This is a genomic window from Phyllobacterium sp. SL163 (assembly GCF_049896885.1).
GTDB lineage: Bacteria > Pseudomonadota > Alphaproteobacteria > Rhizobiales > Rhizobiaceae > Phyllobacterium > Phyllobacterium calauticae.
This window is the reverse complement of the sequence record NZ_JAFCVE010000003.1, coordinates 331,487-348,308: the sequence shown is the minus strand read 5'-3', so window position 1 is coordinate 348,308 and position 16,822 is coordinate 331,487. Positions and strand designations below refer to the sequence as shown.

The following is a 16,822-nucleotide window of genomic DNA, read 5'->3' as shown; positions in this document are numbered from 1 at the left end:
AGGGGCCGAAAGGTTTCATTTTCTGCGTTCTTTATAGTTGGCGGGAACTGAATGCTTGCTGATGCGCCCGTTCATCTTCCGTTCATTTATCATGAAGGCAGGACTGTTCCCGGCCATTGAAAGCGCCGGATAAAACGGCTAGGAGACGGTATGACAATCGCAATTTACGCCGGATCCTTCGACCCGATCACCAATGGACACATGGATGTCCTGCAGGGCTCGTTGCGCCTTGCTGACAAGGTGTTCGTGGCCATTGGCATTCATCCGGGCAAGGCGCCGCTGTTTTCCTTCGACGAGCGCGTGGACCTGATCAAACGGGTTGCTGCGGATGTTTTCGGCAAGGACAGCCAGCGGCTCGAGGTGGTGTCCTTCGATGGTCTGCTGATTGATGCCGCCCGCAAACACGGCGCTTCCCTGATGGTGCGTGGCCTGCGGGACGGCACGGATCTCGATTACGAGATGCAGATGGCCGGTATGAACGGCACCATGGCGCCGGAGCTGCAAACCGTGTTCCTGCCGGCTGATCCTTCGGTCCGCACGATTACTGCCACATTGGTCCGCCAGATTGCGGCCATGGGCGGCGACGTCCGGCATTTTGCTCCCGCTCTTGTCGCCGAGGCGCTCAGGGCCAAATTCAAATAGGGCTTTCTTCTCATCCCCATCCGTTGGAGACTTTCTGTATGTCCGTATTTCGCACTGCGCTTCTTGTGGCAGCCGTTTCTTCCCTGTCTTTTGCTGCTTTGACCCCAAGCTGGGCCGATGACCAGAACACCATGACGATCAAGCTGAAGGACGGCGACGTCAAGATCGAGCTGCGTCCCGACCTTGCGCCGAAACATGTCGAGCAGATCAAGGCGCTGGCCAAGGAAGGTGCCTACAACAATGTCGTGTTCCACCGCGTCATTCCCGGCTTCATGGCCCAGACCGGTGACGTGCAGTATGGCAATACCGAAAAGGGCTACAATCAGGCTGCCGCTGGAACCGGCGGCTCGAAGCGTCCGGACCTGCCTGCCGAGTTCTCGAAGGAACCCTTCGTGCGCGGCACCGTCGGCATGGCACGTTCGTCCAACCCGAATTCGGCCAATTCGCAGTTCTTCATCATGTTCGACAAGGGCGCATTCCTGAACGGCCAGTATACGGTCGTCGGCAAGGTGACGAGCGGCATGGAAGCGGTCGACAAGATCAAAAAAGGCAATGAAGCGCAGAATGGCGCCGTTGAAAATCCGGACAAGATGATCAAGGTCACTGTCGGTCCGGCAAAATAATCTAACAAAGGAGATGCCGGAAATGGCTTACAAAGATCCAGAAAACACGATCCTGCTCGAAACCACCAAGGGCAATGTCGTCATCGAACTTTACCCCGATCTCGCACCTGGCCATGTCGAGCGCATCAAGGAACTGGCACGCGAAGGCGCCTATGACGGTGTCGTCTTCCACCGCGTCATCGATGGTTTCATGGCGCAGACCGGCGACGTGAAGTTCGGCAAGAAGGGCGGTTCGTCCTTCAATCCGTCGCGTGCGGGCATGGGCGGTTCGGAAAAGCCGGACCTGAAGGCAGAGTTCTCCAACGCCAATCACGGCCGCGGCGCTTGCTCGATGGCCCGTTCGCAGAACCCGAATTCGGCCAATTCCCAGTTCTTCATCTGCTTCGACGATGCGGGCTTCCTCAATCGCCAGTACACGGTTTGGGGCCAGGTCATCGAAGGCATGGACAATGTCGACAAGATCAAGCGCGGCGAGCCCGTGCAGGATCCGGATTCGATCGTTTCCATGCGCGTTGCCGCAGACGCCGAATAAGATCGCATTGACAGACCATGCGTGTTGATCTTTTCGATTTTGATCTGCCGGAAGAAAACATCGCATTGAGACCTGCAGAGCCGCGCGATTCAGCGCGGCTTTTGCTTGTGAAAGCGGACAGTTCCGGATTTGACGACAGTACCGTTCGCAATCTCGGCGATTTTCTGCGCCCTGGCGATGCTCTTGTTTTCAATGATACCAAAGTGATACCCGCACAGCTTGAAGGGTTTCGCGAGCGCGAGGGTGTAAAGGCTCAGATCAGTGCGACGCTGCATATGCGGGCGGGACCGGATCGCTGGAAAGCCTTCCTGCGCCCGGCAAAACGCATCAAGCAGGGCGAGCGGATCGACTTCGGTCACGGCAACAATGCCTGCCTGCTCGGGTCGTTGCAGGCCACTGTCGCCGAAAAGGGTGACGCGGGCGAAGTCTTGCTGGTGTTTGATTTCAGCGGCGCCGATCTTGATCAGGCCATTGCCGCGGTCGGGCATATCCCGCTGCCGCCCTATATAGCCTCCAAGCGGGCGGAAGATGGCCGCGACAAGGAGGATTACCAGACCGTCTATGCCCGCGAGGAAGGTGCCGTTGCCGCACCCACGGCGGGACTGCATTTTACCCCTGATTTGCTGGACGATCTGAAAAAGCGCGGCATCGAAGAGCACTTCGTCACGCTTCATGTGGGCGCGGGCACGTTCCTGCCTGTCAAGGCGGACGATACGGCAGACCACAAGATGCATGCGGAAATCGGCCATGTGGACCAGAAGACGGCGGATGCACTCAACGCCGTGAAGGCGCGGGGCGGCCGCATTGTCAGCGTCGGCACGACCTCGCTGCGTCTGTTGGAAAGCGCGACGGGCGAAGACGGCGTTATCCGGGCATGGTCTGGCCCGACGGATATTTTCATCACGCCGGGTTACCGGTTCCGGGCGGTTGACCTGCTGATGACCAATTTCCACCTGCCGAAATCGACACTGTTCATGCTGGTGTCAGCCTTCAGCGGCTTCGAGCGCATGCATGCGGCCTATGCCCATGCGATCAAAAATCACTACCGCTTCTATTCCTATGGCGATGCAAGCCTGTTATGGCGATCCGCATCATGACAGAAAATTTTGAATTCAAACTGATCGCAACCGATGGCAAGGCCCGGCGCGGTGAAATCACCATGCCGCGCGGCACTGTCCGCACGCCCGCCTTCATGCCGGTCGGCACGGCGGGCACGGTCAAGGCCATGTATATGGATCAGGTTGCCGAGCTTGGCGCCGATATCATTCTCGGCAACACCTATCACCTGATGCTGCGCCCGAGCGCTGAACGGATTGCAAAACTCGGCGGACTGCACGATTTTGCCCGCTGGCCTGGGCCGATCCTGACGGATTCCGGCGGTTTCCAGGTCATGTCGCTGGCGCAACTGCGCAAGCTCGACGAAAAGGGCGTGACTTTCCGCTCGCATATCGACGGGCGTGCCCATGAGATGAGCCCGGAACGCTCGATTGAAATCCAGGGGCTGCTCGACTCCGATATCCAGATGCAGCTGGATGAATGCGTTGCCCTGCCTTCAACACCGAAAGATATCCAGCGCGCCATGGAATTGTCGCTGCGCTGGGCGGAACGCTGCAAGACGGCGTTCGGCAACCAGCCGGGGAAAGCCATGTTCGGAATCGTGCAGGGCGGCGATGTGCCGGATCTGCGCATCCGCTCGGCGCAGGCTTTGAAGGCGATGGATCTGAAGGGATATGCCGTCGGCGGTCTCGCGGTCGGCGAACCGCAGGAGGTCATGCTCGACATGCTGGATGTGACCTGTCCCGAGCTTCCGGAGGAAAAGCCGCGCTATCTGATGGGTGTGGGCACGCCCGACGACATCCTGAAATCCGTAGCGCGCGGCATCGACATGTTCGATTGCGTGATGCCGACACGGGCGGGCCGGCATGGCCTGGCCTTTACCCGCCGCGGCAAGGTCAATCTGCGCAATGCGCGCCATGCGGATGATCCGCGTCCGCTCGATGAGGAATCCTCATGCCCGGCCGCGCGCGATTACAGCCGCGCCTATCTGCATCATCTGGTCAAATCGGGTGAAGCGCTGGGCGGCATGCTGCTGACATGGAACAATCTGGCCTATTACCAGCAGCATATGCAGGGTATCCGCGATGCCATCGAAGCAAAGCGCTTTGATGCTTTCAGCGCGGAAACCCAGGCCGCATGGGCCGAGGGCGACATCAAGCCCTATGCCTGATCAGCCATTTGCGGGCTGGGACGGCTTGTCGGGATCGCACGGCGCGAAGAGCTGACGCAGGCCGTCAATGGCCGCGATCTGGTCTTCGTGGGTGAGGGTGTCCATATCCAGCAGTTTCAAACTGCGCAAACCCTCGATGGTCAGGAACGCGATGAGGGCCATGGTCGGGTCCTCCGAGTTCTCCTTCATGCGGTCCAGCAATTGCTTGTTGTAGCGGCGGATCGGATCAATGAAGCTTGGATCATTGGCAATGGCTGCCAGAATGCCTGAAGGCTCAGGCTCATTGAGCACAAATTCAGCGCGATAGACCTCGATGCAGGCCTGAACCACACTGTTCACCTTGTGGTTGCGGCGTGCTTCCTGCATGCGCAACGATTCGTCGAATTCAGCGACGTGGTGTTCGACCAGCGCTTCCAGAAGCTTGGCTTTGGTCGGGAAGGTGTAGAGCAGGCCGCCCTTCGACAGCCCGGCGCGCCGTGCGACGGCATCAAGGGAGAGATGGACCGGACCAACCTCCATGGCAATTTCCGCAGCAGCCTGCAGAATCTTATCTTTGGTGGTGAGAGTGGCCGCCCGCATTCCGTTCCTTTTTCTACAACTTTGCGTCCATAAGGGATTCCGCTTCTATTGACTTTACCGTCCGGACGGTACAGTAAAGTGCGCGTGGCAATCAAGTCCACATCACGTTATTCTCATTTGACAGGCTAGCAACAAACTTTGCTGGCCATTGTTTTGTTGCGGAGCGGTTCCTGATGATTAAGCGCTACATTCTACCCGTGATCATTCTCATTTTGGTCGTGGTGCTTGCCGGAGGGCTGGTCTGGTTCAACTTTTTCCGCGATGGAATGATCAAGCAGTTCTTCGCGACCATGCAGCAGCCGGCGCAATCCGTCTCGACCTATACGGTCGAGCCCGCCGTCTGGACGCCGAATATCGAAGCCATCGGTACTGTCAGCGCCATCCAGGGTGTCGAGCTGGCCGTGGAAGTTGCGGGTATCGTCAAGGACATCCCGTTCACAGCCAACGATATCGTCGAGAAGGGCGCACCGCTGCTGCAGTTGGATGATGCCATCGAAAAGGCCGATATCGTCGCCGCCAAGGCGCAGGATGTGCTGAACGACCAGACATTGGCGCGTGCCCGCACGCTGAATACACGCGGTGTCGGCGCGGAATCCAATGTGGATACGGCGCAGGCCGCATCGCTGGCCAAGAAGGCTGAAATTGCCAAGCTGGAAGCTGTCATGGAGCAGAAGCTGCTCAAGGCACCGTTCAAGGGTACGGTCGGTATTCCGCGCATCGAGCTTGGCCAGTATCTGTCGCCGGGCACGGTCGTCGTGTCGCTGCAGGACCTGTCCACCATGCGTGTGGATTTCACCGTCAACGAACAGAATCTCAATCTGATCAAGATCGGCCAGCTTATCAAGCTCAGCCTTTCGGATGCCGATCAGCCCTATGAAGGCCAGATCACGGCGATCGAACCGCGTATTGATCCGTCGACGCGTCTGGTGTCGGTGCGTGCGAAAGTCGATAATCCCGAAGGCAAGTTGCGGCCCGGCCAGTTCGCGCAGGTTCGTGTCGAGCTTCCCAAGGAAGAAGGCGTATTCACCTTGCCGCAGACGGCGCTCGTCTCCAGCCTTTACGGCGACTACATCTATGTCGTTCGCCCGGCACCCGATGCAGCCAAGCCGGCAGATGCGGCAAAGCCAGCAGCGGATGCGGCCAAGCCTGCCGATGCGGCGAAGCCCGCTGCCGCCGGTGCGACTGCAGAGAAGAAAGAGCCCAAGCTTGTCGTTGCACAGGTTTTCGTCAAGCCCGGCCGCCGTTCCGGCCTTCTGGTTGAAGTCACCAAGGGTCTGAACAAAGGCGACATCGTTGTAACGGCCGGTCAGAACCGCCTTAACGCCGGTTCGGTGGTCACAATCGCCAATGACGTGAACCCAGCAAATACAACCGATTCAGGACTGCCCAAGAAATGAATTTTTCAGAAGTTTTCATTCGCCGCCCCGTTCTATCGACGGTTGTCGCTTTGATGATCATTCTGCTTGGCGCGCAGGGTTTGACGAATCTTTCGATTCGCCAATACCCGAAGGTCGAGGAAACGGCCATCACCGTTACAACGGCCTATGCTGGGGCAAGTGCCGATCTTATTCAGGGATTCATCTCTGCGCCCATCGCCAATGCGGTGACCACGACGGAAAACATCGACTACGTGACGTCATCGTCGTCCCCGTCGTCGAGCACAGTCACCGTTCACATGAAGCTTGGCTCCAATCCTGATGCGGCTTTGACCGAGGTCATTTCCAAGGTCAACCAGGTGCGCGGCAATCTGCCCAAGGAGGCGGACGACCCTGTCATCACCAAGGGCACAGGGCAGAATTTTGCGACGATGTATCTCGCCGTGCAGAACCCGAACATGACGAGCGAGCAGATCACCGAATATCTGCAACGCGTCATCCAGCCGCGCATGTCGACCATTCAGGGTGTTGCCAACGCGCAGATCCTGGGCGGTCAGGTTTTCTCGATGCGCGTCTGGATCGACCCGGTCAAGATGGCGGCGCATACCACGACGGCTTCGGAAGTATTGGCTGCCATCAATCAGTCCAACTTCCTGTCGGCGCCGGGCAAGGTGCAGAACCTGTACACGGCTTCGCCGATCACGCTGAAGACCACATTGCAGACGCCAGAGGCATTCGGTGCCCTGCCGATCAAATCCGACGCCAAGAGCATTGTGCGGTTGCGCGATATTGCGCGGATCGAGCTTGGCGCGGTGAGCACGGATACGCGCGTGACCTTCAACGGCTCGAGCGGTACGTTTATCGGCATTTTCCCGACACCTTCGGCGAACCCGCTGGATATGACGGCGGCCGTGCGCAAGGAATTGCCGGCGATCCAGGCAACTCTGCCCGATGGCATGACCATGATCATGCTTTACGATTCGACGGAACAGATCAGTTCGTCGGTCGATGAAGTGTACAAGACCATCGGTGAAGCCGTGCTCATCGTTGTTCTGGTGATCCTTCTCTTCCTTGGTTCGTTCCGCTCCGTCATCATTCCGGTCGTCACGATTCCGATTTCGCTGGTCGGCGTGTGCTTCTTCCTGTTCCTGCTGGGCTATTCGATCAACCTTCTCTCCCTGCTGGCGATGGTTCTGGCCATCGGTCTCGTCGTGGACGACGCGATCGTTGTTCTGGAAAACATCCATCGCCACATCGAAGAGGGGCTGAAGCCGCTCGATGCCTCGCTCAAGGGCATGAAGGAAATCACCGGGCCGATCATCGCGATGACGATCACGCTTGCTGCCGTGTTCGCACCGCTCGGTTTTACCGCCGGTCTTACCGGGGCGCTGTTCCGCGAGTTCGCCTTTACGCTCGCCGGTGCGGTTATCATTTCCGGTGTCGCGGCTTTGACGGTTTCGCCGATGATGTGCGCGCTGCTGCTGAAACCCGGCAATCACAGCCGTTTCCAGCGCATCGTGGACAGAAGCTTCGGCTGGCTTGAAGGTGTCTATGAACGGCGCGTTGCCGGGTCGTTGGCCTTCCGGCCGGTGACATTGCTGATCGTTATCATTCTGGTGGCTTTGACAGGATTTCTGTTTACCAAAACGGCATCCGAACTGGCACCGGAAGAAGATGGCGGCTTCCTCGTTTCGCTGGTCAATGCCCCGCAATATGCAACGACCGACTATACGCTGCTCTATGCCAACCAGATCGATGCGCTGACGAAGGATCTGCCGGAGCTCAAGGCCCGCTTCAACATTGCCGGCCTTGGCACGACGAATTCCGCTTTCGCCATCTGGGTCTTCAAGGATTGGTCACAGCGCACCAAGTCGCAGAAGCAGCTTCAGCAGGAACTGCAGAAGATGATTGCTCCGGTGGCGGGTGCGCAGGCCTATATCTTTGCCCTGCCGACCCTTCCGGGCAGCGGCGGCGGCTTGCCGATCTCCGTGGTTCTTCAATCAACCGGTCCGTCGGACAAGGTGTTTGAAATCGCCGAAGAGGTAAAGCGGCAGGCTCAGGCGTCCGGCAAGTTCATTGTCGTGCAGAATTCTCTGTCCTTCAATGCACCGCAGACGACGGTAACGATCGATCGTGACCGTGCGGCGGCTCTTGGCGTGCCGGTGAGTGACATCGGCCAGACGCTTGGATTGTTGGTCGGTGGCGGCAAGATTGCCAAGTTCGACCGCGATTCCAACAGCTATGACATCATTCCGCAGGTGCCGCAGGATTTCAGATCGAATCCTGAAAACCTCGGCCAGTATTTTGTCAAAAGCGCCTCGGGTGACATGGTACCATTGTCGGCCGTGGTCAAAATCGTGCAGAATGCGGCACCGGCAGCCATCGAGCAGTTCAACCAGTTGAACTCCGCAACGATCAGTGCCTTGCCGATGCCGGGCGTCTCCACAGGTGAAGGCCTGCAGACGGTCATCAATACGGCACGTCCTCTGATGCCGGATGGGTTCTTCCTCGATTACATCGGCCAGTCGCGTCTGGAAATCACCCAGGGCAACACGATCCTCATTGCCTTCATTCTGGCGGTTGTCGTGATTTACCTGGTGCTTGCGGCGCAGTTCGAAAGCTTCCGCGATCCGTTCATCATCATGATGTCGGTGCCCTTGTCGATCTTCGGTGCGATTGTTCCGCTGAACATGGGGCTGGGAACGCTGAACATCTACACGCAGGTGGGGCTGATTACACTGGTCGGGCTGATTACCAAACACGGTATTCTCATGGTGGAATTTGCCAACCAGCAGCGGGAACTGCATGGGATATCGCGGCATGATGCGATCATTCTGGCCGCCAAGACCCGTCTTCGCCCGATCCTGATGACGACGGCCGCCATGGCGCTCGGCGTTATCCCGCTGATCACGGCGACCGGTGCGGGTGCGGCAGCCCGTTACTCCATCGGCCTGGTGATTTTCTCCGGCATTCTGGTCGGCACGATCTTCACGCTCTTCGTGGTGCCGATGTTCTACACCTTCATTTCGCACAGGGATCACGCGGCTGAGCCAACTGCGGCGCCTGAGCCGAACGGGGATGCGCAATTCGGCCGTACCTGACCGGTTGAACGCCGCACAACAAAAAGCCTCCGAACCTTGCCGGTTCGGAGGCTTTGTCGTTTCAAATAGCTGGTATCGTCAGGCTCGCTTAACGGCGCGAAGAATGATGAGGAGGATGACGGCGCCGATTGTCGCCGAAATAATGGCGCCCAGAATTCCGGCACCCAGCGATATGCCCAGACGCGGCAGGAGATATCCCGCTATGAATGCGCCGATAACGCCGATGATCAGATCGCCGATGAGGCCAAAGCCGCCCCCACTGACAAGCTGACTCGCCAGCCACCCAGCGATCAGTCCCACTAACAGGAAAATAAGAAGTGATTCTCCACCCATAGTCGTCTCTCCACATGCCGGTTGCGTTACGATGGTCCTGCAGACCGTGGATGCCGCTCTTCATGGGCGATCCGGGATCGGCCGTAGAATCATCACAAGGATTTTACGATGGGAAATCTGTTTTGGATAATAAAACTTGTATGGATGGCGATCAAACACCGCAATATATAGTGCATTGAAGCAATCTGACGGGCGGCCAAGGCACTATCACCCGGAAATCATTGCGCTTCTTGCGGTTTCAGCAAAATTTGGGAAGAAGCGGAGAAACGCTTGAAAAAGCTATGCCGGCTATGGTTTCCCACGACCGGCATAGTTGCAGGCAATTCAAGAATTGCGGGCCAGGAAGATTACATTTTCTTGGCTGGGGCCTTCTTGGCAGCGGCCTTCTTGTGGGTCTTGTGCTTGTGGGTCTTCTTAACAACGTGCTTCTTTGCAGTGTGCTTGGTAGCAGTTGGTGCTGCTGCGGCTGCCGGTGCGGCAGCGGTGGCTGCGTTGGCGCTGGAAGCTGTCAGAACCGGAGCCGAAACAGCGAGAGCAACAGCAAGGCCGAGAGCTGTGTAGAGGGACTTTTTCATAGGTCAGTTTCCTTTTGGTATGGGCTCATGGGACACAGTCGATCAGTCATCAATCGGCTGCACACCGAGCAGTTTCAACGCTTGTGCGAACGTTCTGATGCCTTGTGCCTGCTTGTTGCTTGCACAAAACCTTGTTGCCCTGCGTTGAAGTGCTCTCGCCTTGGCTGCCCGTTTTGCCTCGGCGTGTTCGGTGATGGCTTGTTGCGTTTGCAGCTGAAGTTTGCCGCAAAGCTCGGAACGGGTCAGCGTTTCATCGGCCATCGACAGGTCGACTGGCGCAGCGGCATACAGCGCGCCGGTCAGAATGAGTGTCGATATGGTCAGGACGTTGCGCATAAAACCCTTTGGCGTTCGAAGTGTTGTCCTGTTCAGTGATTGCGAACAGGTCCGGTGTGCCTGTTATCGGGCATGACTATTGCGCGCGTTTTTCCGCTCTGTAGTGTTTTGTTTCTGGATTGTTTCTGAAAGCGGGAAGCGGCGGTAAATCGCCGGGAAGTGATGAGTGGCGGCTGGTCAATGCGGATTTCGGCCTTTATCTTGTTGCCGGATAATCAAAGCTAGTGGTCCGATTCTGACATTTGCATCCTGTTGATACAGGCCGTTCAGGCAAATGTCAGAATCAGAGGACCACTAGAAAGTCTATGATTCTAGTGGAACTTTGAATTTGACATTCGCATGTTCCGCGTGATGTCAAATGGGATGCGAATGTCAAATTCGTTCCACTAGGCCTGACACGTTGAAAGATTCGCATGAAATCTGAGCCGCATATCCTGATTGTCGACGATGACGATGCCATTCGCGATTTGCTGCACGAGTTTTTGAAAAAGCGCGGCATGCGTGTCTCCGTCGCCAGGGACAGTGAAGAGATGCAGGCCATCTTTTCGCGCACACCCGTCGACCTGCTCATTCTCGACGTGATGCTGCCGGGCAAGAGCGGCATGGAGATCTGCCGGGATATCCGCATGCACTCACGCGTGCCGATCATCATGCTGACGGCCATCACGGAAACCACGGACCGCGTCGTCGGGCTGGAGATGGGGGCGGATGACTATGTGTCGAAACCGTTCGATCCGCGCGAGCTGCTGGCACGGGTGAGGGCGGTTCTGCGCCGTCTGGACGGCCCGGGCCCGGACCGGCGGATCGAGCCGCAGGTTTACAAATTTGCCGGATGGACGATGGATTGTTCGCGCCGCCGGCTGGTGTCGCCCGACAATGTGCGGGTGGAACTGACCAGCGGAGAATTCAATCTGCTGGAAACGCTGGTCAAGAGTGCACAGCGCATGCTCAGCCGCGATCAGTTGATGGAGCTTGCGGGGAGCAACGTCGCTTACGGGTATGATCGCAGCATCGATATTCTGATCAGCCGTCTGCGCCGCAAGATGGAAGACGATCCGCGGTCGCCGAAACTGATCCTGACCATTCGCGGCGGCGGTTATCAGTTCGTGCCGGAAGTCGTGGCGGAATGAAGCGGTTTCTGCCCCAGTCCCTGCCAAGCTGGATCCTGCTGATCCTGATTGCCGGACTGATCACCACGCAGATCGCCACGCTGTCCATCGTCTCGCGTGACCGCAGCGAAGGCAACAACATCCTTGAGCTGTTTCGCCTGAGTGAGCGGGCGTACACGCTGGTCAAGCTGCTTTACGCCGCGCCGCCCCCGGAGCGCACCCGGCTTGCCGGTGCCATGTCGAATGCGTCCAGTCCGCTCTATATGTCGGATGATCCGGCCGTGACATCGGCGATTGCATCCGATGACAATCTGGCCGAGCTTGAAGACGTGCTTGTCGCGCGGTTTTCAGCCTTTGGCGTGACGGATGCGCGGGTTCGCCGCGAATCGCCCAACGCCACGCCCGAAACCGATACGGATTCCAGCACGCCCGGTGCGGATGTCGGCGTTGTCGAAAAGCAGCTGTCGGCGCTCGCGCAGGATTTCAGCAAGAGCGGCGGCCTGATCGCATCCATCGAATTCAGCGACGGCCAATGGCTGAACTTCGTGACGCCGGTTTCGCCCATCGATCCGATCCTCACCGTGCAGACGCTGCCATTGTTCGGCGCCGTCGCGGCCATTGTCATCATCCTGTCGATCTGGGCCATGCGCCGGCTGACGGCGCCGTATCGTGCATTGGAAAGCGCGGTCAAGCGCATCGGCGAGGATGTCAAAATTCCGCCTTTGCCGGAATTCGGCAGCACCGAGTACAAATCGGCGGCGCGGGCCGTCAATGCCATGCAGGCGCAACTGCGCGAATATGTGGCCGACCGTGAACAATTGGCGGCGGCGCTTGCCCATGATTTGCGCACGCCGTTGACCCGCATCCGCCTGCGGCTTGAATTGCTGCGCAAATCCCAGCTGCGCCAGTCGCTGATGCAGGATCTCAACGATATCGAGGCGATTTCCCGTTCGGTCATCGACTTCGCCACCTATGAAGTGGTCGATGAAGAACAGGAAAAGATCGATTTCTGGTCTCTGGTCGACTCAATTGTCGATAATTATCCGCAAGTGACGTTTGAAAAGAAAGGCATCGGCTCGCGCAAGCTCATCTGCACCGGGCGGCCGATCGCTTTGCGCCGGTGTGTCACCAATCTGATCGATAATGCGGTGGCCTATGGCGAACGCGCCGATGTCAGCCTGAAGCTGGCCGGCAATGAGATTGTCCTGGTTATCAAGGATCACGGTCCCGGTATTCCGCAGGCCAAGCTGGATGAGGTGTTCCAGCCATTCCGGCGGGTGGAGGGGTCGCGCAACCGGCAAACGGGCGGGTTTGGTCTTGGCCTGACCATCGCCCGCAATATTGCCCGGCGCAGCGGCGGCGACATCAAGCTTGAAAACGATCCGGAGGGTGGATTGCGGGCGGAGCTGACAATTCCTCTGGCATCCTGACGTCTATTCCCCGGTCAGCACAAAGGACTGGATATCGTCAAAGACGGCGTTCCAGTCGCGGTCACCGATCTCCATGAAGCCGAAGAAGCGCAGCATGAAAATGCCTTCCGTGGCGATAAAGGCGATGCGCGCGCGGCGGCCCGCTTCGGTTGACAGGTCGAAATCCGCCATTCTGGTTTTGTACCAGGCGCGGGTGCTGGCAAGGTGCTCCGGTGTCTGGATCAGGGACGACATCAGGCTTGCCGCCTTGGCGTTGGAGCTTTCGTCGCCTTTGCGCGTGGCTTCCAGATGGGCGCGGATCGGCGAAACCGGGGTTCCCTGGGTGAGTTGTACGACTTCCGCATCATAGGCTTCACCCCAGCGTTCCAGCATCGCATCGATAAGGGCGCCCTTGGTGCCGAAGCAATATTGCACGCCGCCCTTGGTGATCCCGGCCGCTTTCGCCACCGCATCGATGGTGAGCGCCGCAGCGCCCACCTTGCTCACCACGGCTTCCGCCGCATCGAGAACCTTGCCCCGATCAATCGTGCGTTTCCGGCCCAAAACAGTCTTCCTCTTCCATTTCAATACGAACGTATTTATATATGCCACGATGCAGCGATACCCAATCAATGCATGACCGCAAATATAACGGGAGCGGCAAATGCTCCAATGGTGAAAAAATGCTACCCCAAAACCGCTGGCTGGTCCTTGCGATCGTCTCCAGCGCGCTGTTCCTCGTCGTCATCGACATGACAGTTCTCTACACGGCTCTGCCGCGTCTGACCCATGATCTTCATGCTTCGGCCTCGGCCAAGCTGTGGATCGTCAACGCCTATCCGCTGGTTGTCGCCGGCCTTCTGCCCGGTGCCGGCGCGCTTGGCGACCGGATCGGCAACAAGAAATTGTTTGCCGGCGGTCTCGTCGTGTTCGGCCTTGCCTCGCTGGCAGCCGCATTTTCCCCGACAAGCGGGGTGCTCATCGCTTCGCGCGCCTTGCTGGCGGTTGGCGCGGCCATGATGATGCCGGCCACGCTTTCCATCGTCCGGCAGACCTTTGCCGACGAGCGGGAGCGCGCCTTTGCCATTGGCATCTGGGCGGCGATTGCATCGGGTGGCGCGGCCGTCGGCCCCGTGCTGGGCGGTGTCCTGCTCGAATATTTCTGGTGGGGCTCGGTTTTCCTGATCAACGTTCCTATCGTCGTCGTGGCGCTGGTTTTCACGCTGTGGATCATCCCGAACCGCGCGGGCGATACGACGCGCCCCTGGGATCTCGTGGCGTCCGCGCAGATCATGGTCGGGCTTGTCGGCGTGACCTATGCGATCAAGGAATTCGGCAAGCAAACACCGGTTTATGCCGCGGCACTGGTTGCTGCGATGATCGGCATCGTCTTCCTGTGGCTGTTTGTCCGGCGGCAGGGACGCTCGGCGCAACCGATGATCGATTTCAGATTGTTCCGGAACCGGAGATTCTCGTCGGGTGTCGCGACCGCCTTCATCGCTTCTCTCACGCTCGTGGGCATGGAGCTGGTGCTGAGCCAGCGATTTCAGCTGGTCATGGGCCTGTCGCCGCTCGAAGCAGGGCTTTTGATCCTGCCGGTGCCGCTCGCTGCCTTCGCAGCAGGTCCGCTGGCGGGCCTGGCGCTGCCGCGCCTTGGCTCGGAACCCATCATGTGGGCCAGTCTTGCAGCCGCTGGGCTCGGCGTGGCCAGCCTGCTCTACGTCCATGACGCAAGACCGCTCGTGCAGATCGCCAGCCTTGCCGTTCTCGGTTTTGGCTTCGGTGCGGCCATGACGGCGGCCTCAAGCGCCATCATGCTCAACACGCCGGAAGACAGCGCCGGTACGGTGGCGTCGATTGAGGAAGTGTCCTATGAACTCGGCGGTGCCATGGGTGTCGCCTTGCTCGGCAGTCTCATGTCGACGATCTACAGCATCAGCCTGACGCTGCCTGACAGCATGAATGCGCCGGTGATGGTCTATGACAGCCTCGATGAGGCGTTGATCTATGCAAAGGGACTCGCACCGGACGTCGCACCCGCCCTGGTCGGCTTTGCCCGGGATGCGTTCGAAAGTGCGTTCACCTCGGTCATTCTCGTGGCTTCCGCCACGCTGATCCTCACGGCAACGGCAATCAAGCTGGCAACACGGGCAGGCAGAAGCTGATTTGCAGCGTTATGGCTGGACCACGGCCCACGCCGACGCGGTGTCATAGAAGAAACGTTCTTCGATGATGCGGTCACCCTGCCAGCGCTGCAGCGCGAGTTCTTCGAGACGCCGGGTCACGCCATCCTTGGATGTCGCGTCGAATATCCACTGAATGACGACGGTGTCGCCATCGATCAGGACGGCGTGGGCCGGGTGTGTATACATCCGGTCCAGCCGGTCGAGCGCGTTCTGTTCGTGCTTTTCAAGCAGCTCGCGGCCGCGGCGCGGTTCTTTGCCGGGCTCCTGCATGGAGGCATTTTCATGATAGAAATCGGTGATTGCTTTCACATGATCACCGCTGACGACAGTTGCAACAAAAGCATCGACGCGGCTGCGTCCCGGCATGGGGCTGTTCCTTCGATTGGATGATTTTTGCGATGGCCGGCCCATGATACAGGTCCGGCTGCGCATAAACAAAGCTTGATTCAGATGATCGCGTGCGACAAGCCGCCATCCACCGGTATTGCCGCCCCGGTGACGTAGGAAGCCTTTTCACTGGCGAGAAAGGCAGCCACGGCGCCGAACTCATCCGCCGTTCCATAGCGGCCGACAGGCACATCCGCCCGGCTCTCTGCGGCAATGACGGCGACGTCAACACCCTGTGCTTCGGCATCCATGCGATCCAGCATGTCGGTGCGTGCCGTGGCGAGGCGTCCCGCGAGCAGCAGATTGACCGTTATCCCATCGGCAGCCACTTCGCCCGCAAGGCTCTTTGCCCAGCCGGCAACGGCAGCGCGCAACGCGTTGGATGCGGTCAGGCCGGCAATCGGCTCCCGGACGCTGGTGGATGACACCACGAGGATGCGGCCCCATTGCCGCTCCCGCATCCCCGGCAGAAAATGCGCGGCGATACGCACGCCGGACAGGAACATGGCTTCGAACTGGGTGCGCCATTGGACAATATTCAGCGACGCCGCCGGAAACGGCGGCGGCCCGCCGCCATTCAGCAGCAGGATGTCGATGCCGCCCATCGCCTCATCAACACGGTCAAGCATGGCGGCCAAAGCCACCGGATCGGCAAGATCGGCGTTGAGGGCGAAGGAGCGGGGCGAATGCACGCGCAGCGCGCTTATCGTGGCGTTCAACGCCGCATCGTTCCGTCCGGCGATGGCGACAACCACGCCGTTTTCGGCCAGAGCGCTGGCGACGCCGCGGCCAAGCCCCTTATTGCCGCCGAGCACAAGCGCCCGTTTTCCTTCCAGTCCAAGGTTCATGGTAGAGTTCTCACTTTTTCAATGGGTTAGCGGACATGGATGATGGCATCGACTTCGACCGGAACATTCAGGGGCAGGCCCGCCATGCCAATCGCCGCGCGGGCATGCTTGCCCTTGTCTCCGAGTACCTTAAGCAACAGTTCGGATGCGCCGTTGCCGACGGTTGAATAATCGCTGAACCCGGCGACGGCGTTTACATAAACCGTGATTTTAGCCACCTGGACAACCCGGCTCAGGTCTCCATCCAATTCCCTGCTCAACCAGAATAGGATGTTGGCAGCGCACATCGCAGCCGCCTGTTTTGCCTCTTCGAGACTGATCGTTTCGCCGACTTTGCCGGTGTAGGCGATGTCTTCTCCCACCTCGGGTATCTGGCCGGAGATATAGACGACATTGTCGATGCGGATCGCCGGTGCGAACGGAAAATCGGCCGGTGCGATATCCGGCCAGGTCAGGCCGGCCTGTTCAAAACGGTCACGGAAACTCGTCAAGGCAATCTCCTTCTGCTGGGGAGCATTCCTTGCCATGCTTGGTAGAGATAATGTATCTTGATATTGCT

The 16,822-nt window shown here is 58.7% G+C and carries 18 protein-coding genes; 10 read left to right on the top strand and 8 right to left on the bottom strand.

What is annotated here, in order from left to right:
- The first annotated feature begins 150 nt into the window (after positions 1-150).
- From coaD to tgt, 5 genes are read left to right on the top strand one after another with little or no spacing between them, the layout of a single operon-like run.
- Positions 151-642 (top strand): pantetheine-phosphate adenylyltransferase, encoded by a 492-nt coding sequence (gene coaD / locus ACP7B1_RS08530; protein ID WP_288191578.1) that lies wholly within the window; start codon positions 151-153, stop codon positions 640-642.
- A gap of 38 nt (positions 643-680) precedes the next feature.
- Positions 681-1,265, top strand: a complete 585-nt coding sequence (locus ACP7B1_RS08525; protein WP_223613290.1) for a peptidylprolyl isomerase — start codon at positions 681-683, stop codon at positions 1,263-1,265.
- Positions 1,266-1,287: 22 nt separating this feature from the next.
- The gene (locus tag ACP7B1_RS08520; protein ID WP_199537961.1) at positions 1,288-1,797 is read left to right on the top strand and encodes a peptidylprolyl isomerase; all 510 of its coding nucleotides are present in this window, start codon (positions 1,288-1,290) and stop codon (positions 1,795-1,797) included.
- A gap of 17 nt (positions 1,798-1,814) precedes the next feature.
- Positions 1,815-2,894 carry a tRNA preQ1(34) S-adenosylmethionine ribosyltransferase-isomerase QueA gene (gene queA / locus ACP7B1_RS08515; RefSeq protein WP_346305529.1) on the top strand — a complete coding sequence of 360 codons (1,080 nt, stop codon included), beginning with the start codon at positions 1,815-1,817 and terminating at the stop codon, positions 2,892-2,894.
- Entirely contained in the window at positions 2,891-4,024 is a 1,134-nt protein-coding gene (gene tgt, locus ACP7B1_RS08510; RefSeq protein ID WP_346305530.1) for a tRNA guanosine(34) transglycosylase Tgt, read from the top strand. Before queA ends, tgt begins: the two co-directional genes overlap by 4 nt.
- Here the strand turns inward: tgt and ACP7B1_RS08505 are convergent, their stop codons facing one another.
- Positions 4,025-4,603 (bottom strand): TetR/AcrR family transcriptional regulator, encoded by a 579-nt coding sequence (locus ACP7B1_RS08505; RefSeq protein WP_346305531.1) that lies wholly within the window; start codon positions 4,601-4,603, stop codon positions 4,025-4,027.
- A gap of 173 nt (positions 4,604-4,776) precedes the next feature.
- Here ACP7B1_RS08505 and ACP7B1_RS08500 point away from each other — a divergent pair, with 173 nt between their 5' ends.
- Positions 4,777-6,000, top strand: coding sequence for an efflux RND transporter periplasmic adaptor subunit (locus ACP7B1_RS08500; protein ID WP_426136873.1), 1,224 nt, complete (start codon positions 4,777-4,779; stop codon positions 5,998-6,000).
- Complete coding sequence (locus ACP7B1_RS08495) at positions 5,997-9,080, top strand: efflux RND transporter permease subunit (protein WP_403174647.1); 3,084 nt, start codon at positions 5,997-5,999, stop codon at positions 9,078-9,080. The genes ACP7B1_RS08500 and ACP7B1_RS08495 overlap by 4 nt, the downstream gene beginning before the upstream one ends.
- 78 nt (positions 9,081-9,158) lie before the next feature.
- Here the strand turns inward: ACP7B1_RS08495 and ACP7B1_RS08490 are convergent, their stop codons facing one another.
- From ACP7B1_RS08490 to ACP7B1_RS08480, 3 genes are all read right to left on the bottom strand, one after another.
- The gene (locus tag ACP7B1_RS08490) at positions 9,159-9,413 is read right to left on the bottom strand and encodes a GlsB/YeaQ/YmgE family stress response membrane protein (protein WP_346305113.1); all 255 of its coding nucleotides are present in this window, start codon (positions 9,411-9,413) and stop codon (positions 9,159-9,161) included.
- Positions 9,414-9,760: 347 nt separating this feature from the next.
- Positions 9,761-9,988 carry a hypothetical protein gene (locus ACP7B1_RS08485; protein ID WP_346305114.1) on the bottom strand — a complete coding sequence of 76 codons (228 nt, stop codon included), beginning with the start codon at positions 9,986-9,988 and terminating at the stop codon, positions 9,761-9,763.
- Positions 9,989-10,030: 42 nt separating this feature from the next.
- Complete coding sequence (locus tag ACP7B1_RS08480; RefSeq protein WP_346305115.1) at positions 10,031-10,324, bottom strand: hypothetical protein; 294 nt, start codon at positions 10,322-10,324, stop codon at positions 10,031-10,033.
- A 413-nt stretch (positions 10,325-10,737) separates the two neighbouring features.
- On the opposite strand from ACP7B1_RS08480, the gene ACP7B1_RS08475 reads away from it, so the two are divergent.
- A complete protein-coding gene (locus ACP7B1_RS08475; protein WP_346305116.1) occupies positions 10,738-11,454 on the top strand; it encodes a response regulator transcription factor in 717 nt (238 codons plus the stop codon).
- Positions 11,451-12,863, top strand: coding sequence for a HAMP domain-containing sensor histidine kinase (locus ACP7B1_RS08470; RefSeq protein ID WP_346305117.1), 1,413 nt, complete (start codon positions 11,451-11,453; stop codon positions 12,861-12,863). Before ACP7B1_RS08475 ends, ACP7B1_RS08470 begins: the two co-directional genes overlap by 4 nt.
- A 3-nt stretch (positions 12,864-12,866) precedes the next feature.
- Here the strand turns inward: ACP7B1_RS08470 and ACP7B1_RS08465 are convergent, their stop codons facing one another.
- On the bottom strand, positions 12,867-13,406 hold the full coding sequence (locus ACP7B1_RS08465; RefSeq protein ID WP_288191571.1) for a TetR/AcrR family transcriptional regulator: 540 nt from the start codon (positions 13,404-13,406) through the stop codon (positions 12,867-12,869).
- 119 nt (positions 13,407-13,525) lie between these two features.
- On the opposite strand from ACP7B1_RS08465, the gene ACP7B1_RS08460 reads away from it, so the two are divergent.
- Positions 13,526-15,007 (top strand): MFS transporter, encoded by a 1,482-nt coding sequence (locus ACP7B1_RS08460; protein ID WP_346305118.1) that lies wholly within the window; start codon positions 13,526-13,528, stop codon positions 15,005-15,007.
- Positions 15,008-15,016: 9 nt separating this feature from the next.
- On the opposite strand, the gene ACP7B1_RS08455 is transcribed toward ACP7B1_RS08460, so the two are convergent.
- The 3 genes from ACP7B1_RS08455 to ACP7B1_RS08445 all read right to left on the bottom strand — a co-directional run bounded on the left by ACP7B1_RS08455 (position 15,017) and on the right by ACP7B1_RS08445 (position 16,754).
- Positions 15,017-15,394: a nuclear transport factor 2 family protein gene (locus ACP7B1_RS08455; RefSeq protein WP_346305119.1), complete on the bottom strand. Its 378-nt coding sequence runs from the start codon at positions 15,392-15,394 to the stop codon at positions 15,017-15,019.
- A gap of 80 nt (positions 15,395-15,474) precedes the next feature.
- Entirely contained in the window at positions 15,475-16,263 is a 789-nt protein-coding gene (locus tag ACP7B1_RS08450) for an SDR family oxidoreductase (RefSeq protein ID WP_346305120.1), read from the bottom strand.
- A 26-nt stretch (positions 16,264-16,289) separates the two neighbouring features.
- Complete coding sequence (locus ACP7B1_RS08445; RefSeq protein WP_346305121.1) at positions 16,290-16,754, bottom strand: RidA family protein; 465 nt, start codon at positions 16,752-16,754, stop codon at positions 16,290-16,292.
- Between the last annotated feature and the right edge of the window lie 68 nt (positions 16,755-16,822).

What these genes read in the sequence shown, in the direction of transcription:
- coaD (WP_288191578.1), top strand. Translation starts at nt 151, where the DNA reads ATGACAATCGCAATTTACGCCGGATCCTTCGACCCGATCACCAATGGA.
- ACP7B1_RS08525 (WP_223613290.1), top strand. Translation starts at nt 681, where the DNA reads ATGTCCGTATTTCGCACTGCGCTTCTTGTGGCAGCCGTTTCTTCCCTG.
- ACP7B1_RS08520 (WP_199537961.1), top strand. Translation starts at nt 1,288, where the DNA reads ATGGCTTACAAAGATCCAGAAAACACGATCCTGCTCGAAACCACCAAG.
- queA (WP_346305529.1), top strand. Translation starts at nt 1,815, where the DNA reads ATGCGTGTTGATCTTTTCGATTTTGATCTGCCGGAAGAAAACATCGCA.
- tgt (WP_346305530.1), top strand. Translation starts at nt 2,891, where the DNA reads ATGACAGAAAATTTTGAATTCAAACTGATCGCAACCGATGGCAAGGCC.
- ACP7B1_RS08505 (WP_346305531.1), bottom strand. Translation starts at nt 4,603, where the DNA reads ATGCGGGCGGCCACTCTCACCACCAAAGATAAGATTCTGCAGGCTGCT.
- ACP7B1_RS08500 (WP_426136873.1), top strand. Translation starts at nt 4,777, where the DNA reads ATGATTAAGCGCTACATTCTACCCGTGATCATTCTCATTTTGGTCGTG.
- ACP7B1_RS08495 (WP_403174647.1), top strand. Translation starts at nt 5,997, where the DNA reads ATGAATTTTTCAGAAGTTTTCATTCGCCGCCCCGTTCTATCGACGGTT.
- ACP7B1_RS08490 (WP_346305113.1), bottom strand. Translation starts at nt 9,413, where the DNA reads ATGGGTGGAGAATCACTTCTTATTTTCCTGTTAGTGGGACTGATCGCT.
- ACP7B1_RS08485 (WP_346305114.1), bottom strand. Translation starts at nt 9,988, where the DNA reads ATGAAAAAGTCCCTCTACACAGCTCTCGGCCTTGCTGTTGCTCTCGCT.
- ACP7B1_RS08480 (WP_346305115.1), bottom strand. Translation starts at nt 10,324, where the DNA reads ATGCGCAACGTCCTGACCATATCGACACTCATTCTGACCGGCGCGCTG.
- ACP7B1_RS08475 (WP_346305116.1), top strand. Translation starts at nt 10,738, where the DNA reads ATGAAATCTGAGCCGCATATCCTGATTGTCGACGATGACGATGCCATT.
- ACP7B1_RS08470 (WP_346305117.1), top strand. Translation starts at nt 11,451, where the DNA reads ATGAAGCGGTTTCTGCCCCAGTCCCTGCCAAGCTGGATCCTGCTGATC.
- ACP7B1_RS08460 (WP_346305118.1), top strand. Translation starts at nt 13,526, where the DNA reads ATGCTACCCCAAAACCGCTGGCTGGTCCTTGCGATCGTCTCCAGCGCG.
- ACP7B1_RS08455 (WP_346305119.1), bottom strand. Translation starts at nt 15,394, where the DNA reads ATGCCGGGACGCAGCCGCGTCGATGCTTTTGTTGCAACTGTCGTCAGC.
- ACP7B1_RS08450 (WP_346305120.1), bottom strand. Translation starts at nt 16,263, where the DNA reads ATGAACCTTGGACTGGAAGGAAAACGGGCGCTTGTGCTCGGCGGCAAT.